Annotated in this window: 22 protein-coding genes; 7 read left to right on the forward strand and 15 right to left on the reverse strand. The window is 72.5% G+C overall.

Annotated features, from left to right (window positions below; translation table 11 throughout):
• Positions 1-9 precede the first annotated feature (9 nt).
• Positions 10-3567 (forward strand): ThuA domain-containing protein, encoded by a 3558-nt coding sequence (locus QEZ54_RS21355; RefSeq protein ID WP_281306452.1) that lies wholly within the window; start codon positions 10-12, stop codon positions 3565-3567.
• Between the two features lie 55 nt (positions 3568-3622).
• Here the strand turns inward: QEZ54_RS21355 and QEZ54_RS21360 are convergent, their stop codons facing one another.
• Together QEZ54_RS21360 and QEZ54_RS21365 are read right to left on the reverse strand one after the other, a co-directional pair.
• Positions 3623-5023: a nitrilase-related carbon-nitrogen hydrolase gene (locus QEZ54_RS21360; RefSeq protein ID WP_281306453.1), complete on the reverse strand. Its 1401-nt coding sequence runs from the start codon at positions 5021-5023 to the stop codon at positions 3623-3625.
• 2 nt (positions 5024-5025) lie between these two features.
• Positions 5026-5595: a TetR/AcrR family transcriptional regulator gene (locus QEZ54_RS21365; protein ID WP_281306454.1), complete on the reverse strand. Its 570-nt coding sequence runs from the start codon at positions 5593-5595 to the stop codon at positions 5026-5028.
• Between the two features lie 100 nt (positions 5596-5695).
• On the opposite strand from QEZ54_RS21365, the gene QEZ54_RS21370 reads away from it, so the two are divergent.
• On the forward strand, positions 5696-6439 hold the full coding sequence (locus tag QEZ54_RS21370; RefSeq protein ID WP_281306455.1) for a class I SAM-dependent methyltransferase: 744 nt from the start codon (positions 5696-5698) through the stop codon (positions 6437-6439).
• 85 nt (positions 6440-6524) lie between these two features.
• Positions 6525-6953 carry a hypothetical protein gene (locus QEZ54_RS21375; protein WP_281306456.1) on the forward strand — a complete coding sequence of 143 codons (429 nt, stop codon included), beginning with the start codon at positions 6525-6527 and terminating at the stop codon, positions 6951-6953.
• Between the two features lie 17 nt (positions 6954-6970).
• Here the strand turns inward: QEZ54_RS21375 and QEZ54_RS21380 are convergent, their stop codons facing one another.
• The 7 genes from QEZ54_RS21380 to QEZ54_RS21410 are packed head-to-tail and all read right to left on the reverse strand — an operon-like array spanning position 6971 to position 13888.
• The gene (locus QEZ54_RS21380) at positions 6971-7900 is read right to left on the reverse strand and encodes a phosphotransferase (protein WP_281306457.1); all 930 of its coding nucleotides are present in this window, start codon (positions 7898-7900) and stop codon (positions 6971-6973) included.
• 36 nt (positions 7901-7936) lie between these two features.
• Entirely contained in the window at positions 7937-9112 is a 1176-nt protein-coding gene (locus tag QEZ54_RS21385; protein WP_348650561.1) for an MFS transporter, read from the reverse strand.
• A gap of 23 nt (positions 9113-9135) precedes the next feature.
• Positions 9136-9438 carry a hypothetical protein gene (locus QEZ54_RS21390; RefSeq protein ID WP_281306459.1) on the reverse strand — a complete coding sequence of 101 codons (303 nt, stop codon included), beginning with the start codon at positions 9436-9438 and terminating at the stop codon, positions 9136-9138.
• Positions 9435-9956 (reverse strand): Rieske 2Fe-2S domain-containing protein, encoded by a 522-nt coding sequence (locus QEZ54_RS21395; RefSeq protein ID WP_281306460.1) that lies wholly within the window; start codon positions 9954-9956, stop codon positions 9435-9437. The genes QEZ54_RS21390 and QEZ54_RS21395 overlap by 4 nt, the downstream gene beginning before the upstream one ends.
• Positions 9953-10600 carry a 4Fe-4S dicluster domain-containing protein gene (locus QEZ54_RS21400; RefSeq protein WP_281306461.1) on the reverse strand — a complete coding sequence of 216 codons (648 nt, stop codon included), beginning with the start codon at positions 10598-10600 and terminating at the stop codon, positions 9953-9955. The genes QEZ54_RS21395 and QEZ54_RS21400 overlap by 4 nt, the downstream gene beginning before the upstream one ends.
• Positions 10600-12885: a molybdopterin oxidoreductase family protein gene (locus QEZ54_RS21405; RefSeq protein ID WP_281306462.1), complete on the reverse strand. Its 2286-nt coding sequence runs from the start codon at positions 12883-12885 to the stop codon at positions 10600-10602. Before QEZ54_RS21405 ends, QEZ54_RS21400 begins: the two co-directional genes overlap by 1 nt.
• A 1-nt stretch (position 12886) precedes the next feature.
• Positions 12887-13888 (reverse strand): hypothetical protein, encoded by a 1002-nt coding sequence (locus QEZ54_RS21410; RefSeq protein WP_281306463.1) that lies wholly within the window; start codon positions 13886-13888, stop codon positions 12887-12889.
• A 166-nt stretch (positions 13889-14054) separates the two neighbouring features.
• Here QEZ54_RS21410 and QEZ54_RS21415 point away from each other — a divergent pair, with 166 nt between their 5' ends.
• A complete protein-coding gene (locus tag QEZ54_RS21415) occupies positions 14055-16193 on the forward strand; it encodes a diguanylate cyclase (RefSeq protein ID WP_281306464.1) in 2139 nt (712 codons plus the stop codon).
• Between the two features lie 24 nt (positions 16194-16217).
• Here QEZ54_RS21415 and QEZ54_RS21420 read toward each other — a convergent pair whose 3' ends face one another.
• Positions 16218-19019 (reverse strand): BTAD domain-containing putative transcriptional regulator, encoded by a 2802-nt coding sequence (locus tag QEZ54_RS21420; protein ID WP_281306465.1) that lies wholly within the window; start codon positions 19017-19019, stop codon positions 16218-16220.
• Positions 19020-19313: 294 nt separating this feature from the next.
• Here QEZ54_RS21420 and QEZ54_RS21425 point away from each other — a divergent pair, with 294 nt between their 5' ends.
• Both QEZ54_RS21425 and QEZ54_RS21430 read left to right on the forward strand, forming a co-directional pair.
• Positions 19314-20558 carry a M23 family metallopeptidase gene (locus QEZ54_RS21425; protein ID WP_281306524.1) on the forward strand — a complete coding sequence of 415 codons (1245 nt, stop codon included), beginning with the start codon at positions 19314-19316 and terminating at the stop codon, positions 20556-20558.
• Between the two features lie 234 nt (positions 20559-20792).
• On the forward strand, positions 20793-21575 hold the full coding sequence (locus tag QEZ54_RS21430; protein WP_281306466.1) for a hypothetical protein: 783 nt from the start codon (positions 20793-20795) through the stop codon (positions 21573-21575).
• A gap of 55 nt (positions 21576-21630) precedes the next feature.
• On the opposite strand, the gene QEZ54_RS21435 is transcribed toward QEZ54_RS21430, so the two are convergent.
• Both QEZ54_RS21435 and QEZ54_RS21440 read right to left on the reverse strand, forming a co-directional pair.
• On the reverse strand, positions 21631-22158 hold the full coding sequence (locus QEZ54_RS21435; RefSeq protein ID WP_281306467.1) for a hypothetical protein: 528 nt from the start codon (positions 22156-22158) through the stop codon (positions 21631-21633).
• Positions 22159-22226: 68 nt separating this feature from the next.
• Entirely contained in the window at positions 22227-22817 is a 591-nt protein-coding gene (locus QEZ54_RS21440) for a TetR/AcrR family transcriptional regulator (RefSeq protein WP_281306468.1), read from the reverse strand.
• Between the two features lie 183 nt (positions 22818-23000).
• On the opposite strand from QEZ54_RS21440, the gene QEZ54_RS21445 reads away from it, so the two are divergent.
• On the forward strand, positions 23001-23195 hold the full coding sequence (locus QEZ54_RS21445; RefSeq protein WP_281306469.1) for a hypothetical protein: 195 nt from the start codon (positions 23001-23003) through the stop codon (positions 23193-23195).
• A gap of 4 nt (positions 23196-23199) precedes the next feature.
• Here QEZ54_RS21445 and QEZ54_RS21450 read toward each other — a convergent pair whose 3' ends face one another.
• Genes QEZ54_RS21450 through QEZ54_RS21460 form a run of 3 tightly spaced genes read right to left on the reverse strand, consistent with a single transcriptional unit; the run spans position 23200 to position 25789 of the window.
• Positions 23200-23763: a GerMN domain-containing protein gene (locus QEZ54_RS21450; RefSeq protein WP_281306470.1), complete on the reverse strand. Its 564-nt coding sequence runs from the start codon at positions 23761-23763 to the stop codon at positions 23200-23202.
• Positions 23760-25115 carry a HAMP domain-containing sensor histidine kinase gene (locus QEZ54_RS21455; protein WP_281306471.1) on the reverse strand — a complete coding sequence of 452 codons (1356 nt, stop codon included), beginning with the start codon at positions 25113-25115 and terminating at the stop codon, positions 23760-23762. The genes QEZ54_RS21450 and QEZ54_RS21455 overlap by 4 nt, the downstream gene beginning before the upstream one ends.
• Positions 25112-25789: a response regulator transcription factor gene (locus QEZ54_RS21460; RefSeq protein ID WP_281306472.1), complete on the reverse strand. Its 678-nt coding sequence runs from the start codon at positions 25787-25789 to the stop codon at positions 25112-25114. The genes QEZ54_RS21455 and QEZ54_RS21460 overlap by 4 nt, the downstream gene beginning before the upstream one ends.
• Positions 25790-26084 lie beyond the last annotated feature (295 nt).

Consider the following 26084-nt stretch of genomic DNA (forward strand, 5'->3'; position numbering starts at 1 on the left):
GGAGACGGCATGAGCCGCCGCAAACCTGTCCTCGGCGCGTTGCTGGCGCTGGTCACCGCAGTGGCCGTGAGCGTGGTGCCCACCAGCACCGCCTCGGCCGCACCGGCCTTCCGGGCACTGGTGTTCAGCGAGACCGCCGGCTACCGGCACGGATCCATCGCCGCGGGCATCACGATGTTCAACCAGCTCGCCGCGGCCAACAACTTCGAGGTGGTGTTCAGCGAGGACTCCACCGTGCTGAACACGGCCAACCTCAACACCTTCGACGTGCTGGTCATGTTCCAGACCTCCGGCATGGTCTTCGACAACGACGCGCAGCGCACGGCCACGCAGAACTTCCTGCGCAGCGGCAAGGGCATCGTCGCCATCCACAACGCCACCGACATGGGCATCGAGTCGGCGTTCCCGTGGTGGGACGCCACCATCAACGGCGGGGCGCACATGCCCGAGCACTCACCCGGCTCGCTGCAGGGCTGGGCCAGGGTCGCCGACAAGGCCCACCCGTCCACCGCCGGCCTGCCGGACAACTGGCAGCGCACCGAGGAGTGGTACAACTTCGACGTCAACGCCCGCGGCCAGGTGCACGTGCTGGTGACCGCCGACGAGCGCACCTACAACCCGGGCGGCGCGGCGATGGGCCCCGACCACCCGATCTCCTGGTGCCGGCAGGCCGAGGGCGGCAAGGTCTGGGCGACCGCGATGGGCCACGACGACGCCTCCTACAGCGAGACCAACTTCCGCAACCACATCCTGGGCGGCGTGCGGTACGCGGCCGGCAACCTGCCCGGCGACTGCGGCGGCACGGTGTGGAGCAACTTCGAGAAGGTCACCCTGGACTCCAACACCGTCGACCCGATGGCGCTGGACATCGCCGCCGACGGCCGGGTCTTCTACGTGCAGCGCGGCGGCAAGGTCAACGTGTTCAAGCCCGCCCAGCAGCAGACGGTGCAGGCGGCCCAGCTGTCGGTGTACACCGGCGGCGAGGACGGCCTGGTCGGCATGGCGCTCGACCCGAACTTCGCCACCAACAAGTGGATCTACCTGTACTACTCGCCGCTGGCCAGCACCACCGACGTCAACCGGCTGTCCCGGTTCACCGTCAACGGGGACACCCTGGACCTGGCCAGCGAGAAGGTCCTGCTGAGCGTGCCCGCGTACCGCGACCGCACGTTCAGCGAGCCCGGCCACACCGGCGGCTATGTCGCGTTCGGGCCCAACGGCAACCTGTTCCTGTCCACCGGCGACGACTCGCCGCCCAACCTCGATCCGGCCTGGCAGGGCTACGCGCCGCTGGACTGGCGGGCCGGCAAGAGCTTCCTGGACGCGGCCCGCAGCGCCGGCAACACCAACGACCTGCGCGGCAAGCTGCTGCGGATCCACCCGGAGAGCGGCGGCACCTACACCATCCCCAGCGGCAACCTGTTCGCGCCGGGCACCGCCCAGACCAAGCCCGAGATCTACGCGATGGGCTTCCGCAACCCGTTCCGGTTCGAGGTCGACATGCAGACCGGCTGGGTGAACCTGGCCGACTACGGACCGGACCGCGGCGGCCCGACCACCAACCGGGGCCCGGAGGGCCTGGTCGAGCTGAACGTGATCAAGCAGGCGGGCAACTTCGGCTGGCCGTTCTGCCACGGCAACAACCAGGCCTACGCGCCGTACAACCCCGACACCGGCGTGGTGGGGGCGAAGTTCAACTGCAACGCCCCGGTCAACGACTCGCCGAACAACACCGGCCTGCGCACCCTGCCGCCGCTGGTCCAGCCGCAGATCTGGTACGGCTACGGCGTCTCGCCGACGTTCCCGGAACTGGGCGAGGGCGGCGCGGCGCCGATGGGCGGCCCGGTCTACCGGTACAACGCGGCCAGCACCTCGGCGACGAAGTTCCCGGCGTACTACAACGGAGTGCACTTCTTCTACGAGTGGTCGCGCAACTACCTCAAGGAGATCCACTTCGACGCCTCGGGCAACCTGGTGAAGATCAACCCGTTCCTGCCGGGCGGCGGCTTCATCAAGCCGATGGCCATGCGCTTCGGTCCCGACGGCTCGCTGTACGTGCTGGAATGGGGATCGGAGTTCGGCGGCGGCAACAACGACTCCGGGCTGTACCGCATCGACTACGTGCACGGCGGACGGGCCCCGGTCGCCAAGGCCACCGGCACCCCGACCAACGGGCTCACCCCGCTGAACGTGGCGTTCTCCAGCGCCGGCTCCTACGACCCGGACGCCGGGGACACCATCTCGTTCGCGTGGGACTTCGACGGCAACGGCAGCACCGACTCCACCGCCGCGAACCCGACCCGCACGTACACCACCAACGGCAACTACACCGCGAAGCTGACCGTCACCGACAACACCGGCCGCTCCTCGTTCGTCAACGTGCCGATCACGGTGGGCAACAACGCCCCGGTCGTCACCATCACCTCCCCGCCCAACGGCGGCATGCTCGACTTCGGGCAGAACGTCGCCTACACCGTCAGCGTCACCGACGCGCAGGACGGCACCATCAACTGCACGCAGGTGTTCACCAACCCGGCGCTCGGCCATGACGACCACGCCCACCCCACCACCGACCTGCCCGGCTGCGCCGGCACCATCGACACCGGCAACCTCGGCGGCCACCCGGACGGGGCCAACCTGTTCTACCTGCTCAACTCCCGCTACCAGGACAACGGCAACGGGTCGGTGGCGCGGCTGACCGGCTACGCCAACGTGGTGCTCCAGCCCAAGCACAAGCAGGCGGAGTACTTCACCGGCCAGTCCGGCATCCGGGTCGTCGCCCAGGGCGGTGCGGAGAGCGGCAACCGCATCGGCGACGTCAGCAACAACGACTGGATCATGTTCGATCCGATGAGCGTGCAGGGGATCACCAGCGTCAGCTACCGGGTCTCCTCGCCGACCGGCGGCGGCAGCATCGAGCTGCGTGCCGACTCCCCGACCGGCACCCTGCTGGCGACCAACCCGATCGCGGCGACCGGCGGCTGGGACACCTACGTCCAGCAGGCGTCGGCGAACGTGGCGGCGCTGTCGGGCACGCACAAGCTGTACATGGTGTTCAAGTCGAGCGTGGACAACAACTTCGACGTCGACTCGTTCACCTTCGCCGGAGCCGGGGTGGGCACCAACCCGACCGGGATCGCGGGCAAGACGTACACGATGACGGCCCAGCACAGCGGCAAGCTGGCCGACGTCACCGGGGTGTCCACGGCCGACAACGCGACCGTGGTGCAGTGGCCCGCCACCGGCGGCAACAACCAGCGCTGGCAGGCTGTCGACGCGGGCGGCGGCTACGTCTACCTCAAGGCGGTGCACAGCGGCAAGTGCCTGGCCGTGTCGGGCGGCTCGACCGCCGACGGGGCGGCCCTGGTGCAGCTCACCTGCACCACCAACAACAACATGAAGTGGCAGGCGGTGACCACCTCGACCACGGGGGTGTACCAGCTCAAGGCCGTGCACAGCGGCAAGTGCCTGGACGTGAACGGCGCCTCGACCGACGACAACGCGGCGGTCATCCAGTGGGCCTGCCACACCGGCGCCAACCAGCAGTGGCGGCTCACCCAGGTATGAGACCCGCCGGCCCGGTCACCCCTGGGCGCCCGGGCCGGCGCCCGGGACCGTCACCTCATCCGAGCGGTGGTCCCGGGCGCCGTCCGGCGGTGCGGACCGCCAGGGCGGCCAGCAGGGCGGCAGCGGCCGCGCACAGCCACGCGAACAGGTCGCCGATGCCGCCGTACACAGTGGAGACCGGAGCCAGCGGGACGTCGACCACCAGCGAGGCGACCCCGTCCGGCCGGTAGTCCGCCTCGGCGAGCACGGTGCCGCGCGAGTCGCTTACCGTGAGCCGCCCCGACCGTGCCGTCCGGGCGATCGCCAGCCCGCTCTCGACGCCGCGCATGGCCGCGATCCGGCTGTGCAGCCAGCCGTCGCGGACGAAGTCCCAGGCGGGCGCCGCGAGCAGTCGCGCGCCGTCGCCGCGGTAGGGCCGGACCGCGCTCGGGAAGTCCAGGTCCTTGCAGATCAGGACCCCGATCCGGGGATCGGCGGCCAGTAGCGCCCGCTCGTGGCCGGGCGTCAGGTGGTCCTCCAGACCGGGGACGAGATGCTGCTTGACGTAGCGCTGGAGGCGGCCGTCGGGCTCGATGACCACGGCGGTGTTGGCGCTGCCGATGCTCGCGCCGAAGACCACGGTCACGTGCTCGGACCTGGCGAGTTCGGACAGCGGGCCGGTGAGCTGCTCCAGTCGTTCCTCGGGCAGGCGGAGCACGTTCTCCGGCAGCACGATCGTCGTGGCGCCCCGGCGGGCCAGGTTCCGGGCCTCGGTCACGTAGGCGTCGAGCAGTGGTGGACCGGAGGGCGAGTCGAGGCGTACCGGATCAGCGGGCTGGCCGACGGCGAGCAGCCCCACCCGGACCGTCGGGCCCGCGGGCGCTGTGGCCAGCCGGGCCAGGCCCAGGCCCGCGGCCGTGACCAGCACCACCGCGAGCAGCGTGACGGTGGACCGGCGGGCGGCGGCCAGCGCCGCCGGGGTCAGCAGGAGCAGGAACGAGACGGCCCAGACGCCGCCGAACGCCGCCGCCTGGCGGACGATGCTCCAGGAACTCTGCGTGTACGCCAGACTCCACCACGCGCCGTGCGGCAGCCCCAGCGAGACCAGCCACTCCACGGTGACCCAGACGGCGGGCACCGCCAGTGCCGCCGCCACCGGGCGCTCGGCGAGCACCAGCGCCCGGAAGGCCATGGTGGACAGCCCGAGGGTGACGCCGGTGAGCAGGACCAGCCCGGCGGCCAGCGGCACCGGTGTGGCCAGGTCGCGCATGAAGTACGACCACAGGTTCGTCGCGCCCGCCGCCCCGGCGACCAGCGCCACCAGCAGCGCGCCCCACCAGGGCAGCCGAGGGGCGGCCCACAGGACGGGCAGTGCGGCGAGCCAGGTGAGCAGCGGGACCGGGTGCAGGCCGGTGCCGAAGTACAGCAGGGCGGCCGTGGCGGCTGCGCAGCCGACGGCTATCAGGGGTGTCTTCATGTCTAGCCGGCGATCCCTTCGCGGATGCGGTCGAGGCAGCGGTGGCACAGCGCGCGGAACTGCGGCTCGGTCAGGTTGATCCGGCCGCCGTGGTACAGCTGGATGAGCCCGTGCAGTTGGGCGCTCAGCGTCAGCGCGACCTCGTGCACGTCGTCGTTCCTGAGGCGGCCCGCCGCCATGTCGCGTTCGATCGCGGCGGCGAGGATGGCGCCGGTGGGGGAGCGGCCTTCCCGGAAGTCCTCCGGGTACTGCCGGGCGCCTTCGCGGCGGGCGGTGAACATGAACTCGTACAGGCGCGGTCGGGCCAGGGCGAAGTCGATGAGGGCGTCGGCCGCCTCGACCAGGGTGGGTCGTTCGATGAGCGCCCACTGCCGCGCGGCCTGGGCGAAGCTGGCGGTGGCGACGTGGGCCAGCAGCTCCTCCCGGTTGGGGAAGTGGCGGTACAGCGCCATCGGGGTGACGCCGACCTCGGCGGCGATGCGGCGCACGCTGACCGCCTCGGCCCCCTCCTGCTCCAGGATCCGGGTCGCGACCTCGATGACACGCTGCTTGGTACTCGTTCGGTCCGGCACGTGTACACCGTATACGTATACGGTGTACACGTAAAGGTCCGCCGGGGCACCGTTCCAAATTGGGTGGCGGGCACCGGGCAGGGTGGCCAAGCTCGGACGCATGACGAGTAGCGATCTGTGGACCGAGGACGACGCCGAGCACTACGACGACCTGTCGGCCGAGAAGTTCGACCCGAACGTGCTCGGACCCACCGTGGACTTCCTCGCCCGGTTGGCGGGGTCCGGACCCGCACTGGAGTTCGCGATCGGCACCGGACGCGTGGCGGTCCCGCTCGCCGCTCGCGGCGTCCCCGTCGCCGGCATCGAGCTGTCGCAGCCGATGGCCGACCGGGTGCGGCGCAAGATGACCGAGGCGGACCTGCCGGTCGTCGTCGGCGACATGGCCACCGCGACCGTGCCCGGCAGCTTCTCGCTGGTCTACGTCGTGTACAACAGCATCGGCAACCTGCGCACCCAGGACGAGCAGGTCGAGTGCTTCCGCAACGCCGCCCGGCACCTGGCACCGGGCGGCCGCTTCGTGATCGAGCTGTGGGTGCCCGGCATCCGGCGGTTCCCGCCGGGCCAGGCGGCCGTGCCGTTCGAGGTGGCCGACCACCACGTCGGCTTCGACACCTACGACATGGTCACCCAGCAGGGCACCTCGCACCACTACCGACGGTTCGCCGACGGCAGGACCAGCTACGGCTACAGCAACTTCCGCTACATCTGGCCCGCCGAGTGCGACCTGATGGCGCGGCTGGCCGGGCTGGAGTTCGAGCAGCGGGTGGCCGACTGGGACGGATCCCCGTTCACCTCCGACAGCGAGAGCCACGTCTCGGTATGGCGCAAACCGCTCGACGGCTAGCACCTCATCGGCGGCAGCTCACCGGGGGTCGGGTCCAGCCGGGCGCGGCCCCCACGAGATGCGTCCGTATCCGACACTGGACCGCGTGAGCACACCTGACCACGACCTCGACGCGTTACCCGCCGAGCCGCTGAACTATCGGGCCGGAGCCTTTTACGTGCTGGCTTTCCTGCTGGTTCCGGTGTGGCTCTACGCGGCGAACCGGTTCCTTCTGCAGGGGATGTTCGGCATCAGCAGGAACGCCCTCGACCCGAGCAGCGTGGTGCCCTTCGAGGAGAGTCTGCGCAGGCATGGGAACCTGGTGCTCGCCCTGAACGTGATGCTGGGCGCGCAGGCGGCCGGAGCACTGGCGACGTGGCTGCTGCGGGGCTGGCGGCGTAGCGCGGCCGTGCTTGCGGGGCTGACAGTGGTGCTCGCGCTGTGCACGTTCGGCGCGAGGACCCCACCCGCGCCGCAGCGGGCGCAGGCGTCGATCGGGCTGACCGGCGGTGCGGGTGTCGTCGTCGCAGTCTGAGTTCGGCGGATGGACCGTCAGGCCGCGCCGACGCGGTCGGTGATCAGGCGGGTGACCAGCGGGCGTAGCGCCCGCACTCGCTCGCGGCGCCAGGCCGAGATCGTCGGCAGCACGCTGTGCTGGGGCGTCGCGGCCCGGATCCGCCACATGCCGGTCAGTGCCACCACGTAGCGGGCGGCTTCGGGGGGCAGGGTCTGGATCAGCCGGTACGCACGGTCCGCGGCCACCTGCCCGCCGAGCATGTGGCCGGTCGCGACGATGTCCGCCGCCAACTGCGCCAGATCCAGCCAGGGCGCCCCGGCGGCGGCGTACGCCCAGTCCAGCAGAGTCGCCGAGCCGGTCGCCGTGTCCACCGCCGTGTTGTCGGCCCGGATGTCGCGGTGGACCAGCGCGTCACCGGCCGTCCACCGCGCCCAGCCGACGGCCAGGTCGGCGGCCCGTCGCGCGTACGCCGCCTCCCACTCGTCGGCCGGTCCGGCCGCCACGACGCGCTCCCAGCCGTCGAAGTCGTAGATCCGCTCCACGACCGGGCGCAGACCCTCCGGGGCGCGGTGCCCGCTCGTAGTTCGGCACGCGGCCACGACGGCGTCGATCGACGCGTCGCTCCACAGCTCGCCGGCGGCTCCGGCGGCCCAGGTGGTGACGAGCGCGATCCAGGCTCCTGATTCGACGGTCGCCAGGCGGCGGGGCGCCGGGACGGACTCCGGCAGCAGGTCCAGGACCACCGACTCCCGGCCGACCAGCAGGTGGTTATGCGCCCGGACCTCGGCCGACATCGCCTTGACGAACACCGTGCGGCCGTCGGTCAACCGCAGCGCGGCGGCAGGTCCGGGCGACATGCCGCCCTGCAGATCCGTATGCCCGGTGATGGCGCAGCCGAGCGCGTCGGCTACGGCCGCCCGCAGCTGCTCCGGTGCGTCGGTCCAGGCGGCACGAGGTGTGAACACGCCGCATTCTCGCAGGTTCGGCCGTCTGTCGCAGACTCAGTCGCGGGTGCGGATGGACCAGGTGTAGATCAGTGCGGCGAGCGCGACCAGCGACAGCAGCAGCAGGCCGACGCCGTACTGGCCCATGGCGCCGTAGACCGCGCCCATGACCAGGGGCGGCACGAAGCCGCCGAGGCCGCCGACGGCACCGACGATGCCGGTGACCGAGCCGATCTTCGCGTTGGGGACGACCTTGGCGACCAGCGCGAACACCGCACCCGCCCCGGCGCCGAGCGCACCGGCCATGATCAGCAGGGTCAGCGTCGCCCACGGGTACAGCGCCGGGGTGAACGCCTGCCAGGCGGCCATGACCACCACCACGGCCAGGCACCCGGCCAGCACCCGCGCCGGGCCGACCCGGTCGGACAGCCAGCCGCCGGGCGGCCGCAGCACCACCGCGACCAGCGTGAACCCGGCCGCCTTCAAGGAGGCGTCGCCCTGTTCCAGGCCGTACGCGGTCTGCAGGTAGGTGACCAGGTACACGGCGAACGAGACGTAGCCGCCGAAGGTGACCGCGTACAGCAGGGCCAGCGGCCAGGTCATCGGCTGCCGGGCGGCGTCGGTGAAGCGCTGCGTGAACGGCTCGGCGGGCACGGTGCGCCCTGGCGGGTCCCGCAGGACCAGCCACGCCACCACCCCGTAGATCGCCAGCACCGCCGCGGCCAGGTAGAACTGGGCGTTCGGGCCGATCTGGAGCATCGGCTTGGTCAGCAGCGCGGCGATGGCGGTGCCGCCCATGCCCATGCCGATGACGCCCAGGGCCATGCCGCGCTTGGCGGGCGGGAACCAGCCGTTGCCGTGCGGGATCGCCGCCGCGAACGGGGTGCCGCCCAGGCCCAGGAAGAACCCGGTGACCAGCAGCGCCGGGTACGACTTCCCGGCGACCGTGAGCGCCAGCACCGGCAGGATGGTGAGCAGCGCGATCGCGGGCAGCACCTTGCGCGCGCCGAGCACGTCGGTCAGTGCGCCCACCGGGATGCGGCCGAGCGAGCCGACCAGCACCGGCACCGCCACCAGGACGGACTGCTGGAACGAGGTCAGGCCGAGGGTCTGCTTGTAGTACGCCGACAGCGGCGAGATCAGACCCCACGCCCACGCGGTGATCAGAAAGCCCAGCGCCGCGAGGATGAGGTTCAGGTACGCCCCGCGCGGCACGATCTGGACCGGCGTCACCGCGCCGGTCCGGCTCGGGGCGCTCACCGGTCGCGCCGATCGCCGATGCGCCACGCCCCCAGCGCGACCAGGAACGACGCGACGCTGAACGCGGCGGTCCACCAGGCGGTGCGGGTCTGGCCCATCATCCAGGCGTTGAGTCCGACCCCGATCGCCCACAACTGCCCGACCAGGATGGACAGCACCAGCGCCACCCGACCCGACAGCATCGCCGAGCGCTCCGGATCGGTCTCGGCGCCTGCGCCGGGTCCGGGTCCGGTGCTGCGCACGCGCGGGTCGCCGTACCCGCTGGTCGGTCTGATCAGGGGATAACGCTGCTCGCTCACGCCGACTCCTGTCCCGATCGCAGCGTGCCGACGGCCCAGATGCCGTCGCCGCGCTCCTCCAGCAGCACCCGCGGCAGCGGCCGCGGCGGCGGACCGGCCATGACCTGGCCGGTCCGCGGGTCGAACACGCCCTCGTGGCAGGGGCAGTACAGCTCACCCTGCTCACCCTGGTCGGCCCGCCACAGCACCGCGCAGGCCAGGTGCGTGCAGACCGACGAGTACGCGGCCAGCGTCCCGTCGGCCATCCGCAGCGCCACCGCCCGGTCCTCCTCGCCGGGGTAGCTGAACGCCACCGACTGGCCCGGTTCGAGCCGCTCGGCGACGAGCTTGGGCGCGGCGGTGCCGTCGCCGTGCCGGTGGAACAGCCCGGACGCGACCGCGGCCGTGCCGACGGCCAGGCCGCCGGAGACGGTGACGGCCAGGCGCAGGTAGTCGCGGCGGCTGGTCAGCGAGTCGGCGGCGATGCGTTCGCGCAGCTGCGCCACGCTCTCGGCGGGTGCCTGCTCGTCGAGGCTCACAGGGGCTCTCCCAGCACGTTGTCGGCGGAGGTGGGCACAGAACCGAACGGCTGCGGGCCGGGGGTCGGCCCGGCGGGCTGCCCGACGCCGCCGGGCACGGGCACGTCGCCCCGGTCGGCGGGGACCACCATGGCCACGCCGGTGGTGAGCAGGTTGCCTCCGAAGTCGAACGTGCTGGCCACGGCCACGTTCGGGCGCTCGGCGCGCAGCTCCTCGACGGTGCCGTAGAAGATCGAGCCGGTCGGGCAGACAGTGGCGCACATCGGCGCCAGGCCGTACGAGGTCCGGTCGTAGCAGAGGTTGCACTTGAACTGGAGCTTCGCCTTCAGGTCGATCTTCGGTACGCCCATCGGGCAGGCGTTGACGCAGTTGCCGCAGCCGATGCAGCGGCTCTTGTCCGCGTCGTGCACCACCCCGTCCGGGGTGACCAGGATCGCCTCGGCCGGGCACACCTGCGCGCACGGTGCGAGGGGGTCCTCGCAGTGCATGCAGACGGTCGGCATGGACGCGACGCTGTGCCCGGCGTCCAAGTAGTCCAGGTGGATCATCGACTTGCCGCGGTGCGAGTCGCACTCCCGGCACGCGGACACGCATGCCTGACAGCCGATGCAGCGGCCCGGGTCGATGATGATGGTGCGTCCCATCATGGTTCTGACGTGCCCCTTCCCTGGGACGAGGTGGGCGGGTGCTGGTCGCCGCGCGATACCTGCGTCGCGGCGTACGACTCGTGGCCCGGCGGCACCGGCGGCGCGGGCACGGCGGTGACGTGCGCGGCGGGCTGGATCCGGCACGCGCACACCTTGTACTCGGGGATCTTCGAGCGCGGGTCGAGCGCGTCGATGGTCAGCTCGTTGGCGGCCACCGGGTACGGCCAGTGGTACGGCACGAACACCGTGTCGGGCCGGATCGCGTCGGTGACCAGCGCCGGGAACGTCGCCGCACCGCGCCGGGTGACCACGGTGACCGGGTCCCCGGAGGCGTAGCCGTGCGACGGGTGCACCTCCACCCACGGGCGCGGCGTCTGCTCGACCAGCCCGCCCAGCCGCCGGGTCTGGTTGCCCGACAGGAAGTGCGCCACGGTACGGCCCGTGGTCAGCGTCATCGGGTACTCGTCGTCGTACGGGTCGGCCGGCGGATGCCACCGCACCGCCTGCATGTGGATCTTCTTGTCCGCGTGCCAGGTCTGCCCGTCCTCGAACAGCCGGGGCGTGCCCGGATGGTCCACCGTCGGGCACGGCCAGCTGATCCCGCCGGTCTCGTCGAGCCGGGCGTAGGTGATGCCGTAGTAGTCGTTGACGGTGCCCCGCGAGGCGACGCGCAGCTCCTCGAACACCTGCTCGGAGCCGGTGAAGGCGAACTTGTCGCCGACGCCGAGGCGGCGGGCCAGCTCGCACATGACCCACGTGTCCGTGCGTACCCCCGGCAGGGGCTCCTGGGCCTTGCGGTGGCGCACCACGCGCGCCTCGGCGTTGGCCATCACCCCGTCGTCCTCGGCCCAGGTGGTCACCGGCAGCACCAGGTGCGCGTTGGCGGAGGTCTCGGACAGGAAGAAGTCGCACTGGGCGTGGAAGTCCAGGGCGTCGTACCCGGCCTTGACCACGGCGTAGTTGGGCAGCGACACGAACGGGTTGTTGCAGATGCCCAGCAGGCCGCGGATCTCGCCGCGGCCCATCTGGTGCACCATCTCCATCATCGAGGTGCCCGCCTGCGGCAGGTCCGCCTCGTCGATGCCCCAGATCCGTGCCACCTGCGCCCGGTGCACGGGGTCGCTGATGGACCGTCCGCCGGGCAGCATGTCGGACTTCTGGCCGTGCTCGCGGCCGCCCTGGCCGTTGCCCTGCCCGGTGATGGTGCCGTAGCCGGCGCCGGGCCGGCCGAGGTTGCCGGTGGCCACGCACAGGTTGATGACGGTCAGGCAGTTCTCCACGCCCTGGGTGTGGTGCTCGATGCCGCGCGCGTGCCAGGCCATCGCCTTGGGCGCGGTGGCGAACATGCGGGCCACCTCGGTGATCTGCGCGGCCGGGATGCCGCAGATCTGCGCCGCCCGCTCGGGCGGGTACTCGGCGGCGGCTTGACGGACCTCCTCCCAGCCGGTGGCGTGCGCGGCGACGTACGCCTCGTCGGCCAGGCCCTCGGTGACCACCACGTGCAGCACCGAGCTGAAGAACGCCGAGTCGGTGCCTGGGCGCAGCGCCACGTGGATGTCGGCGGTGCGGGCGATGCTGGTCTCGCGCGGGTCGACCACGATCAGCGTCGCACCCCGGTCCCGGGCGCCCCACAGGTACTGCGTCATCACCGGGAAGCACTCGCCCACGTTCGACCCGGCGATGAGCAGGCAGTCGGTGAGCAGGATGTCGGCGAACGGGTTGGCGGCCCGGTCGATGCCGAACGACAGCTTGTTCGCCCCGGCCGCGCTGACCATGCACAGCCGCCCGTTGTAGTCCACGTGCCGGGTCCGCAGCGCCACCCGGGCGAACTTGCCGACCAGGTACGTCTTCTCGCTGAACAGGCTCGCCCCGCCCAGCATCCCGAACGCGTCGCGGCCGTACGCGGCCTGGACGCGCTGGATCTGGTCGGCGGCGTGGTCCAGGGCCTGCTCCCAGGAGACCGGGCGCAGGTCGTCGGTGCGGCTGCGCCGCAGCAGCGGAGCGGTGAGCCGGTCCGGGTGATTGACCTGCTGGTACGCGTTGAGCCCCTTCGGGCACAGCCGCATCCGGTTGATGTCGTGGTCGCGCGGTTCGACGCCGAACACCTTGCCGTCGTGCACCCGCAGGTACATCCCGCACTGCACACCGCAGAAGCAGCAGTGCGTGGCGACCAGCGTCTCCTCGCCGCGCACGGCCCGCCACCGGTCGGCGGGGACCCCGCCCGCGTCGCGGAAGCGCGACGTGCCCGGCGGGGTGATCGTCGGATCGAGTGGGATGGTCACGTCAGAAGCCTCGTTTCACCTCGGTCCGGTACGCCTGGCCCCGCTGCAGCCGTTTGCACCGGGGACAGGTCAGGGCCATCGCGTCGAAGCGCAGATCCAGGTCGCGCATGGTGGCGCGCAGGTTGTCGACGTACTCGGCGGTGTCGATCGGCTCGCCGCAGACCCGGCAGGGCTGCACCTGCCCGGCGCCGGTGTACTTGAACAGCTGCATGCCGACCGCGGCCGGGCGCTGCACGATGTGGAAGAACTTCCCGAACGGCAGGTAGAGCAGCGTCAGCACCACCGCCGCCATGTGCAGCACGGCCAGGAACTCGTAGCCGCCGCCGTGCAGCAGCGTGCTGGAGAAGGTGAGCAGCAGCCCGGTGACCGAGATGACGATCAGCGCCAGCAGCGGCACGAAGTCGTAGCCGAACCGCTGGCCGGTGCTCGCCTCGCGGTCGCGCATGCGCCGGACCAGGAAGTACGTCGCCCCGGCGATGACCAGCACGGCGGCGATGTCCAGGCCGTGGAACAGCAGCCAGCCCAGGATCGACAGCGCGTCGAAGCGCAGCACCCCGAAACCCCAGACGTTCATCGTGTACGTCGGCCCGGCCCCGGTGTCGGAGGTGAAGGTGAACCAGCCCCAGACCAGCGGGAACGTGATCGCCGCGGCGAGCAGGCAGCCCCAGAACAGCAGCTGGTGCGCGGCCCAGCGCGCCCGCGACCGGGCCCCGAGGAACTTCTGGAACCCCAGGTATGTCGCGATCATGCGGGGCAGCGCGGTGGGCGCCCGGCGCAGGTTCCGCCACGACAGCGCCGCGCCCCAGCCCTTGCGGAACAGCCGGCGCGCGCCCGGTGAGGAGATCCACACGGTGTACCGGTAGGCGATCCCGAAGGCGAGGAAGACACTGGCCACGGCGTAGGGGACCAGGGCGGAGTCGAAGCTGCGCAGTCCGCGGCTGCCCGTGTAGACCGCCGCGCACAGGACCAGTGCTGTCACGATGCCGGCGATCACGGGACGCATAACCAGATCGTATTAAAACGGCTTCTTCTGGACATGCGCTTTGTGAACCGAAGTCCCGGACCGAGCCGGTCATGCGCCGGTACGGGCTTCGCCACCCGGACCTGATGGCCGACATTTCGTGCACAATTGTAGAAGGGGGATTTTCCACGCAGCAGTCAAGGAGATCGTGACGACCGGCGAAGAGGCGAGCACGGCCCCGTCGCGCCATCCAGCCGTCGACCGGGTCGAGCTGGGCACTGCCCTGGCCGGGGCTGCCTGGCTGGTGCTCTATGCCCTGCTGCTGATCGCCACCCGGCACTCGCCTGACGCGTCCCGCTTCGTCGGCGAGGTGCTCTACCTCGGGCCCATCGCGGTGGCTGCGGGGCTGAGCATCTGGGCCGCCCGCCGCACCCGCCAGCGGGTCCGGACCGCGTGGCGGCTGCTGGTCGGGTCGAACCTCCTGTGGCTGCTGGGCGAGTCCATCTGGGCGGTCTACACGTACGTCAGCCCTGACGGCGCCCCGGTTCCGTCGGTCGCCGACGCGGCCTACCTCGGGTCATACGTGTGCGCGCTGTCGGCGATCGTCATCGGCCTGGGGCTGGTGCTGGTGGGCCGCACCCAGGGCCTCATCGACGCGCTGCTGGTGGCGGCCGGGGCCGCCGCCATCGGCTGGCAGCTGGTCATCGGGCCGCTGCTGCCCAGCGACTGGAACGCCGCCACCCTGGTCACCTTCATCTATCCGGTGCTGTCCGTGAGCATCGTCAGCATCCTGGTCGCGGTGCTGCTCAGCGGGTCCAAGGGCATCCCGACCTCGATGATCCTGGTCGGTGCGGGGTTCGGCGTGTCGGCGGTGACCGACGCGTCCTACGCCTACATCACCGTGGTGCGCGAGTACGCCAGCTCCAGCTGGGTCAACCTCGGCTGGCAGGCCGAGGCGGTGCTGCTGTGCCTGGCCGCCGTGGTGGCAGCCCGCCGCAGGGAGACCGAGAAGCCCGGCATCCTCGACCCCGACATCACCCTGCTGCCCGCCGTGGTGGCGGTGCTGGCCGTCGGCGGGCTGGCCGCCGCCGACCTGATCCTCGTCGGCAGGCTCAGCGAGGTCACGCTCACCGTGTCGGTCCTGCTGCTGCTGGGGCTGCTGGTGCGCCAGGTCGTCGCGGCCCGCGACCGCACCCGGCTGACCCAGCAGCTGCGTACCGCCGCCGTCACCGACCAGCTCACCGGACTGCACAACCGGCGGTTCTTCCAGGAGATGATCGGGCTGGAGGCCGAGCGGGCGACCCGCCGACGCACCCCGCTCAGCCTGGTCCTGGTCGACCTGGACCACTTCAAAGCGGTCAACGACACCTACGGGCACCTGGTCGGCGACGCCGTACTGATTGACATAGCGCAGCGGCTGCGCCGGGCCTCCCGGGCCAGCGACCTGGTCTGCCGCTACGGCGGGGAGGAGTTCGTCTGCCTGCTGCCGGGCACCGACGAGGCGGGCGCGGTGGAGTTGGCCGAGCGGATGCGCGCGACGGTCGCCGGCGCCCCCGTGACGGTGCCCGGCGGCGACCGCATCGGCCTAACCGCCTCCGTCGGCGTCGCGACCGCCGAGCCGGCCGACGACGGCCACGTCGACATCGACGCCCTGGTCAACGCCGCGGACACGGCCGTGTACCGGGCCAAGGACTTCGGCCGCGACCAGGTCGTCACCTCGGCCTGGCAGCCCCCGCAGGTCTTCGACACCGACCTGCGGCTGCCCGCCGCGCTGGTGTGGATGTCGGACCGGATCGACCGCGCGCTCGGCGACGGCAGCCCCGGCGCCGCGGTCTCGCACTGGGCCCGGCTGACCGCCCGGCGGCTGGGGCTCGACGAGACGGCGCAGCGCAACACGGCCGCCGCCGCCCGGGTCCGCGACATCGGCCGGATCCTCGACCTCGCCGCCCCGGGCGCCGCCCCGGCGGACCCCGACTCCGGCGGGCGGGACGCCCAGTGCGCCGCCCGGCTGCTGGTCGAACTCGCCGACCGCCCGGACCTCGCCCAGCTGGTCGCGGCCCGCCGCGAGTGGTACGACGGCTCCGGCGCCCCGACCGGCAGCGCCGGGGCCGACATCCCGATCGAGGCCCGGATCATCGCCGTCTGCGACGCGTGGGCGCTGGGGGCCACCGCCGCGCCCGGCGGCGAGGCGCGCGTCCAGTCCCGGCGGCGCCTGCTGCGCGACCGCGGCGTCCGCTTCGACCCGGTCGTCGTCGACGCCTTCCTCGCGCTCGTCGACGAGGGGCTGATCGAGGCGTCCCCGGCGCCCGGCCCGCCCGCCGATCTCGGCACGCCCGCCTCGCCCTGAACACCGTCGGCGGCGGGCATCGGCTCAGCCGGTGACCCCGGCCAGGCGCCGCCGTGCCTCGTCCGCCGCCGGGTCGCCCAGCTCCTCGAAGATCGACAGCGCCTCCCGCCAGGCCTGCGCCGCCGCGGCGAGATCGGCCGCCGCCTCGTGCGCCGCACCGAGCCGGAAGAGCGTCAGCGCCTGGTGGTACCGGTTGCCGGAGTCGCGGAAGCGTTCGATCGACTGCTCGAAGCACTCGACGGCGCGGCCGGGATCGCCCAGCCGCAGGTGCACGAAGCCGAGGCTGTCCAGCGTCGCCGCCTGGCCGACCCGGTCGCCCATCTGCCGCTGCTCGGCCAGCGCCCGCGCGCAGTCCTCGGCCGCCTGCCGGTAGTCGCCGTTGAGGGCGCGCAGGTAGCCCATGGTGTTGCGCGCCCGCGCCTCGGCGTAGCGGTTGCCCAGCAGCTGCGACACCCGCAGCGCCTCGACGCTGTGCGCCAGCGCCTCCTCCAGCCGCCCCCGCTCGGTGCAGTGCTCGGTGTAGTGCCGCAGGGTCAGGGCCAGGCCGTCGAGGTCACCCAGCTCCTCGTACAGCTCCAGCGCCCGGCGCACCCGGTGCTCGGCGGCGTCGTGCTCGCCCAGGCGCATCAGCGCGCGGGCGAGCATCCGGTTGGCCAGGGCCTGCGCCTCGCGGTCGCCGATCCGCTCGGCCGCGGCCAGCGCCGCCTGCTGGGCCGCCAGCTGCTCCTGGAAGAGGCCGTGCGGGGCCAGGTACGCCGCCAGCGCCCAGGCGAGCTGGCAGGCGTACCGCTCGAAGCCGGTCTCGGCGGCCTGCCGCAGCACCCGCAGCAGCACGGCGTGCTCGGCGTGGAACCAGGCCGCCGCGGCGGCGCGGTCGGTGGCGGCGACGTAGGCGTCCGACAGCGGCGGCAGCGGCACGACCGGGGTCCACGTGGGCTGGAGCAGCACCGCGGCCGGGTGGGCGCTGTGCAGGTAGTGGTCGTACATGCGGGCGTGGCCGACCTGCCGCTCGTCGACCTGCTCGCGCGAGCGCGCCAGCTCCGACGCGTACGAGCGCAGCAGGTCGTGCACGCTGTAGCGCCCCGGCAGGTGCTCGGCGAGCAGGTGCAGCCGGGTCAGCTCGCCCAGCAGCGGCAGCACCGCCGCGCGGGTGACGCCCAGCAGCGCGGCGGCCGCGTCACCGGTCAGGTCCGGCCCCGGGTGCAGCCCGAGCAGCCGCAGCAGCCGCGCCGCCTGCTCGCTCAGCGCCCGGTACGACCACGAGAACACGCGCCGGACGTCACCGTCGGCCAGCGCCCCCAGCCGGTCCTCGGCCGGGCGCAGCTGCGCGGCGACGGTCTCCAGCGCGAACGCCGGTTTGGCGGCCACCCGCGCGGCCACCATGGACAGCGCCAGCGGAAGGCGCCCGGTCGCCTCCACCATCTCGGCGGTGGCCGCCGGTTCGGCGGCGACGCGGGCGGCGCCGATCCTGCTGCTGAGCATGCTCACCGACTCGGCGGCGGTGAGCACGTCCAGGGTGAGCGGCCGCGCGCCCGCCGCGGCCACCAGGTCGCCGAGCTGGTCCCGGCTGGTCACCACGACGACGCACCGGCCCGCGCCGGGCAGCAGCGGGCGCACCTGCGCGCCGTCGCGGGCGTTGTCCAGCACGATGAGCATCCGGGCCGGGGCGAGCAGCCCGCGGTAGAGCCCGGCGCGGGCGTCGGTGCTGCTCGGGATCCGGTTGACCGGCACCCCGAGCGCCTCCAGGAAGGCGACCAGGGCGTCGGCCGGGGACACGGCGTCGGCGTCGTCGTATCCGCGCAGGTTCACGTACAGCTGGCCGTCGGGGAAGCGGTCGACCACGCGGTGGGCCCAGTGCAGGGCGAGCGTGGTCTTGCCGACGCCCGCCATGCCGCTGATGGCGGTGATGTCCACCGCGGCCGGTCCGCCCGCCGGGGCGGCCAGGGCGTCGTCGAGCCGGGCGAGCTCGGCGGCGCGGCCCACGAAGCCGGGTGGGGCCAGCGGGAGCTGGCGCGGCGGGGCCTGCGCCGTCGGCGGCCCGACGGGCTCCGGCTTCGGCGCGGCGGCCCGGGGCACGATGCGCTGGTGCAGGATGTCGTCGTGCAGGCGGACGAGTTCCGGTCCGGGGTCCATCCCGGTCTGCTCGGCGAGCACCTGCCGGGCCTGCCGGAACGCGGCCAGCGCGGCTGACACGTCGCCGATGCCGTAGAGCCCGGTCATCAGCTGCGCCCAGGCCCGCTGGCGCAGCGGATGCCGCTCCAGCAGGGCCCGCAGCCGCGGGATCACCGCGGCCGGTTCGCCCAGTGCCAGCCGGGTCGCGGCGTAGTCCTCCTCGGCGAGCAGGCGCCGCTCCTCCAGCTGGGCCACCCGCCCGGTCAGCAGCCGGGGCAGCGGCAGCCCGGCGAAAGCGGGTCCGCGCCACACGCCCAGGGCCGCGGCCAGCTCCGGCTGCGCGCCCGCCGGGTCGTCGGCGGCCAGCGCCGCCCGGCCCCGTGCGGCGGCGGCGTCGAACCGGTCCAGGTCCCGTTCGTTCGGCTCCACCCGCAGCAGGTAGCCGCCGGGGGTGGTGACCAGGCGGCGCTCGCCGGGCTGCCCCTCGTCGAGCGCCTGGCGCAGGCCGCGCACGTAGGTGCGGACGTTGGCGGCCGCCGACACCGGGGGCTGGTCGCCCCAGAGCAGCACGACCAGTTCGTCGGTGCTGACCGCCTCGGTCGGCCGCAGCAGCAGCGCGGCGAGGATCTGCTGCTGCTTGGTCGGGCCGAGCGCGACCGGGTGGCCGTCGCGGGACACCGTCAGCGGGCCGAGAAGGTCGAAGTGGACGGACATCCTCACCTCAGCGTGCAGGGCGCCGGTGGCCGTGGCCAGCCGGTTGTACGGCGATGTGCACGGGTTGTAGGCCGGTCACCGTACCATCCGGCGCGCCCGACATCCCGGGCCGTATCGATGTGTACGCGGGCGCTCCGACGTCCTGCCTCCCTTCGGTGGTCAGGCCGGTGGCCGCGGCCTGAACGAAAGGCGACCCCCATGTCCCGAAGAGTCACGCGCGCCCTCGCCGGGGTGTGCGCCGTGCTGCTGGCCGTACCGGCCGTCGGCGCCGGCCCGGCCCGCGCGGCCGGTCCGATGCCCTTCTTCCAGCTGCCGTTCCCGTGTGGAGAGACGTGGCGGCTGGCCACCTACCACGGTCACGACGACTACGACATCGACATGACGTTCACCGGCGGCGGCAGCAGCGGCCGCGCCATCCTCGCCTCGGCGGCCGGCACGGTCGCGTTCGCGGGCTGGGGCAGCGGCGGCGGCAATTACGTGGTCGTCGATCACGGCGGCGGCTGGCGCAGCACGTACCTGCACATGATCGAGTCGCCGATGGTCGGCACAGGCCAGTCCGTGGCGCAGGGCCAGCAGCTCGGCCGGGTCGGCAGCACCGGCAACTCGACCGGCCCGCACCTGCACTACGAGGTGAGCCGCGACGGCGGCAAGACCGAGGCGTACTTCAACGGCTCACCGTCGGGCATCACCTCCGACGGCAGCTCCGCGACCGGGCCCATCTACGTCGAGGGCGCGGTGTCGGCGGCGCGCAACGCGACCAGCGCCAACTGCCAGAACGGCACGCAGGTGTACGAGGCCAGCAGCGCCAACGGCTGGCGGATGCTGCCGGTCTCCGGCGGCTACGGCCCGGTGACCGGCACCGCGACCGCCGCGATCCAGCTCAACGGCGTGAAGATCCTCTACAGCCTCAAGAACGGCCAGGTCTTCGAGGCCGCGAGCAACGCGGGCTGGGCGAACCTGAACAGCGGCATCAACGGCGCGCAGGGCACCGCGCTGGCCGCGATCACCCTGGACGGGGTCAAGTACGTCTACACCGTCATCGGCGGCTACGTGCACGAGGCCAGCAGCGCCAACGGGTGGCGCAACCTCAACACCGGCATCGGCGGGGTGGGCAGCTCGTCCATCTCGGTGATCCAGCTGGGCGGGGTGAAGTACATCTACAGCATCGTCGGCGGCTACGTGCACGAGGCGCACAGCGCCAACGGCTGGCGCAACCTCAACACCGGGGTGCCCGGCTCCGCCGTGGCCGCCATCGCCGCCGGCAACGTGAAGATCCTCTACGTGGTCAACGGCGGCTCCGTGTACGAGGCGGCCAGCAACGCCGGCTGGGCGAACAACTGGACCGGCATCTCCGGGGTGTCCAGTGCGACCATCGCCGCCGCGTACAGCAACGGCGAGAAGCTGATCTACACGATGGCGGGCGGCTACGTGCACGAGGCGAGCAGCTACAACGGCTGGCGCAACCTCAACTCCGGCGTCACCGGCTCGCGTACCAGCGTGCTCGCCCTGAACGGCGTGAAGTACCTCTACCCGAACTGAGCCGGCCCGCCGTCCGGTCCCGCCGGGGGCCGGGCGGCGGCCGCCACCACCGGGTGACCCGGCAGGCGGGGGAGCGCGTCAACGAGCCGAAGTATGACATTCATGTGACAATCGTCCGTTATCACATGAATTATCGGCACCGCGGTGCCGCACCGGTGCGACAGTGGCTGGCGCTGGGCCACCGCCGTGTCCGCACCGGACGCGGCCGCCGCCCGCTGAAGCCAGGAGGCAGGAATGGACATCGGACTCCCGCACGCGGACCGGCTGGTACGCCGGCTGCTGATCGCGGTGGCGGTGCTGCACGTCCTGAGCCTCGGCAGCAACGCGATCTACCACGGCCTGGGCATCCACGACCCCTTCCCGCGGTTCGGCTGGTTCACCATGTTCTTCAACGTGGACAAGGAGAAGAACCTGCCGACCTGGTTCTCCTCGGCGGTGCTGATGCTCGCCGCGTGCGTGCTGTGGCAGATCGGCACCGAGGCCAGGACCGCCGGACGGCGGTACGTGCGGCACTGGCGGGCGCTGAGCCTGGTCTTCGCCGTGCTGTCGCTGGACGAGGTCGCCCAGGCGCACGAGGTGGCCAGCCGGTCCGGCGTGCTCGAACTGGGCTCGGCGTCGTACCTGTCGTGGATGGTGTTCGTCGCCCCGCTGGTGCTGGCGTTCGCGGTGTCGTACCTGCGCTTCCTCTTCCATCTGCCCGTGCGTACCCGGTGGCTGATCGTGCTGGCCGGCTGCGTCTACGTCGGCGGCGCGATGGGTATGGAGGCCGTCGGCGCGTTCCTGGGCCGCGATCCCGACACCGGCGAGATGCAGGCGGGCCTGCCGTACCTGCAGTACCTGCTGGCGGCCTCGGCCGAGGAGCTGATGGAGATGCTCGGCGCGGTCCTGTTCGCCTACGCGGCCACCGACTACCTGCAGCGCCGCCTCGCCGAGGCCGGAAGCGGAGCCGAAGCGGCGCTGCCCGTCCCGGCGCGCCCGTCGCGCCCGGTGCGGACCCGGGTCGGCGCGTCCCGCTGATCCGCCGCCGGGGTGCCCGGGGCGAACCGCGGTGGCGGCCCGCCCCGGGCATTGATCACGCGGCGGCGGCCAGGCCGGGTTCGGGCGCTTCGGCCGGCCGGTACCGGGCGGCCAGCAGCGCGAACCAGACGATGATCAGCAGCCCGGCCGGGTAGATGACCTCCTCGGGCGCGATGTCGGCGACGAAGGAGTACCCGCCCAGCCACACGCCGGTGAGTACGCCGACGGCGCGGATGGCGGCGTGGCGGGCGTAGACGGAGCTGAGGGCGATCCAGATCCCGGCGAAGACGTGGCCGCCGAGGCGGACCGGCCAGGTGGTCTCGTATGGCACGCCGTTGATGGCCATGATGCCCGTGAGCACGTCGAGGGTGATCCAGCCGTAGCCGGCGGCCTTGGCCCAGACGGGTGCGTCCATCCGCGCGATGAGGAACAGGATCGCCAGGTGGAAGAAGACGCCGGAGTACTCCGGCCAGACGACGCCGGGCTCGCTGACGGCGAAGGAGACCAGTGACGGCAGGAACAGGACGATCGGCAGGATGGCCGCCGTCCGGAAGCTGAAGTAGGGCTTGTCGGGGTCGCGCATGGCGGGGGGCCTTTCGTGAGGGGTCGTGCCGGGCCGGACGACCGGGCGGTGGTGCGGTCGGACGCGGATCAGGCCGCCCCGGCCAGCAGGTCGCCGTCTGTCGGGCCGTGGCCGCCGCCGGACTCGGCGGACAGGGCGCTGCGGATGAGCTGAGCCTGGTAGAGAGCCATGAGCTGGCGGGCCAGCCCGGCCGCGCGGGCGGGCACCTCGGCCGGGTCGCCGCCGTGGACCTTCACCAGCCAGGCCGCGCAGGCGGCGGCGATCGCGTCGCGCATGCGGTCGGTCATCGTGACGACGATGTCGCGGATGGCGGGGTCGGTCGTGGCCTCGCCCCAGGTCTGCAGGCCGACGCGGGCCTCGTCCGGGTCGATCGCGGCGGCGAGGTGGTCCAGCAGCCGCGCCGGGCTCGGCGGCACGTCGCTGGCGGCGAATCCGGTCAGGGTGTCGAGCCGTCGTTGCAGCAGGTGCTGGGCGCTGGCCTGCACGATCTCGGCCTTGCTGCGGTAGTGCGCGTAGATCGAACCGGGTGACAGGCCCGACTCGGCCGTGATGTCGGCGATGGAGGTGCGCTCTATGCCGTTGCGCACGAAGCAGCGCAGAGCGGCCTGGTTGATCTGACCGCGCCGCATCTGTCGGCGCGCGTCGGTGAGCTTGGGCACGTCCACCTCCGGTACGGATACAAACAGAATGATTACTCTGTTTGTCGCGATCCGCAAGGAGAGGAGCCATTCTGTTTGTGCGAGGCGGCCTGGCGTGATCTTCGCGGATGCGGCGCCATACCCATATGCATCGATGCATGCGAGGATATGTTTGCCTGGGGGAATACTTTCGAGGAGGTCGATGTGCGTACCCTGCGGTTGCTGCTCATCGTTGTCGTCACCGCCGTGGCCGGACTGACCGCCACCACGGTCCCGGCGCAGGCGGGAAAGCCCGCGACCATGTGCGAATGGAACGGCGCCTGGTATCCGCACGGTTGGGCGGGCGAGCTCAGCGGCCGCTACATGGAGTGCTCGTACGGCGTCTGGCACATGATGTGACGGCTCACCAGGTGAGCAGGCTGGTGTAGTCGGCGCAGGTCAGCGGGGTGTCGGTGAGCGCGCCGTCGGCGCGCGGCACGCCGACCGGGTGGCCCTCCCGGGTGAAGGCCACCCGCTTCACCCCCGGCCTGGCGGTGAGGGTGCACACGACCTGGGCGAAGGCCAGCACGTCGTCGTTGCGGCCGGTGTCCTCGCGGGTGCTGGACAGGTCGACCACGGCCGTGGTGGCCCTGGCCTCGACCGCGCCGATGATGTGGGTGCCCAGCAGGGCACTGGTGAACCCAACGTCCTCCTCGGCCTCGGTCGGGCCGGCCATCAGATCCGACACCAGCTGCTGGATCGAGGGCGGCGCCGACAGTTTGCGCTCGACCCTGATCAAGGAACCGTTGTTGACCAGGTACAGGTGCTCGCTGGCCGGTCCGGCGGCGCGGGCGACGGGCTCGGTGAACGCCTGGGCGTCACCGGTCGGGGCCAGCGGACGGGCGCTGTCCTCGGTCGGCACGCCGCAGGCCGCGGCGGACAGGGCCAGGCCGCTCAGCCAGGCCGCGGTGGCGTACGCGCGGATCATCGCCGCTCCTGAGGCAGTTCGATACGGAACCGGGCGCCGCCGCCGGGGCGCTCGCCCACGCTGACCCGGCCGCCGTGCGCGGTGACGTGCTGGGCGACCAGCGCCAGGCCCAGACCGGTGCCGTCGCTGCCGCCCCGGGCGCCCGCCGACGCGCCCCGCACGAACCGGCCGAAGATCACATCCCGGTCGGCCGGGCACACCCCGGGCCCGGCGTCGTCGACCTCCAGCACCCGCGTGCCGCGCTGGTGCCCGATGCGCAGCGCGACCGCGCCGCCGCCGTGGGCGTGGGCGTTGTCGAGCAGGTTCGCCAGCACCTGGGTGAACCTGCGGCGGTCCACCCGCCACTGCGGGTCGGCCCCGGCCTCGACCGTGACCAGGTCCGCGGCCAGCCCCCGCGCCCGGCAGACCTGCCGGGCCAGCGCCGCGACGTCGACCGGGGCCACCTCCGGCGGCTGGTCGCCCCGGGCCAGTTCCAGCAGGTCGGTGACGAGCGCCTGGAACCGGCCCACCTCGTCGGTGAGCAGCCCGACCGCCGTGGCCGTGCGCTCGTCCAGACTGGTGCGGCGGTTGTGCAGCACGCTCGCGGCCGCGGCGATGGTCTGCAGTGGAGAGCGCAGCTCGTGGCTCACGTCGGCGGCGAAGCGCCGGTCGCGCTCCACCCGACGGGCCAGCTGCTCGACCATCTGGTTGAACGACGCGGTCAACCGGGCCAGCTCGGGTTCGGTGTCGGGGTCGAGGCGGGCGCTGAAGTCACCGGCGGCGATCTCGCGGGCGGCGTCGGCCACGGTCGCCAGCGGCCGCAGCACTCGCCGCGCGGCGTACCAGCCCAGCAGGGCGCCCGCGCCGGTGGTGGCGGTGGCCAGCAGGGCGAGGATCAGGGCCAGGATCTTCAGTGAGCGGTCCAGCTCCTGCATGAAGTCGATCTCGTACAGCGTGATCGTCGCCCCGGCCGGCACCCCGACCACCAGCGCGGTACGCCCGCTGATCCGGGTCCGCTGCACCCCGCCCCGCCCGTGCTCGGCCAGCGCCACCAGGCTGGCCGGGATGCTGGTGGTCAGGCCCGCGTCGACGGTACGCGAGTAGAAGTGCCCGTCGCGGCGGATCAGCACCCGCCGGTTGCCCCCGGTGTCCAGCGACCGCAGCACCTGCAGCACCCCCGGGTCGTCCCCGTCCACGGCCGCCTGCACGATCCCGACGTCGACCATGGCGGTGCGCACCGCCGCGTCCTCCCGCTCGGCCAGCAGGAAACGCTGCGTGAGCTGGTACGACCCGACCGCGATCGCCGCCGACACCAGCAGCGCGCCGACGGCGAACCCGCCGGTGACCTTCGCCCGCAGCCCGGGGCGCCTCATCGGACGAGTTTGTAGCCCAGGCCCCGGACCGTGACGATGAGCCGGGGCACGCCCGGATCGTCCTCGATCTTCTGGCGCAGCCGGGCGATGTGGACGTCCACCAGGCGCTCGTCGCCGAAGTCGTACTCCCACACCCGCTCCAGCAGCTGCTGGCGGCTGAGCACGTGCCCGGCGTTGGCGGCCAGCTCGCACAGCAGCCGCAGTTCGGTCCGGGTCAGCGCGATCGCCCGCCCGCGCCGGGACACCTCACCGGCGGCGGGGCGCAGCTGCAGGTCGCCGAAGACCAGCGCCTGCTCGATCCGGGGCGCGGGCAGCCCGGCGCGGCGGCGCAGCGCCCGCAGCCGGGCCGACAGCTCGGGGGTGGCGACCGGTTTGACCAGGTAGTCGTCGGCGCCGGCCTCCAGCGCAGCGACGATGTCGCCGGTGTCCTGCCGGGCGCTGACCACCACGATCGGCACGTCGTCGTCGCGGCGCAGCCTGCGGATGCACTCGATGCCGTCCAGGCCGGGCAGCATCAGGTCGACCAGCACGGTGTCGGCGGGTTCGCGCCGCTGCCGGGCCAGGCCGTCCTCGGCGGTGGCGGTGGCCCGGACCGCGTACCCCTCGTCCTCCAGCGCCATCGCCAGCGCGAGCCGGATCCGGTCGTCATCCTCGATCACCAGCACAGCCGCCACCACCGCATCATGACCCGGTGGTGTCGGCCCGGACTGACGCCGGGCCGAGTTGCCGGTAATTGTCATGAAATAGTCATAGGACCTGATTCGGTTGCGAAGATCACTGTTAATGACATTGACACATCTGCTCATATGATCGAGACTGCATGGCGGGAGCGTTCCCACATCGGGGTGGAACGACGTCTCTTTGCGACCGCAGTACTGCTGCGGACTCCACTTCCCAGGTCGGCTGCCTCGACGCCGTGCGCAGAGAACCGAGCACCGCGCGGCGGTTGCCCTCGCCTGCCTCGCCGCC

It is taken from the genome of Catellatospora sp. KI3 (assembly GCF_029948125.1).
Taxonomy (GTDB): Bacteria; Actinomycetota; Actinomycetes; order Mycobacteriales; family Micromonosporaceae; genus Catellatospora.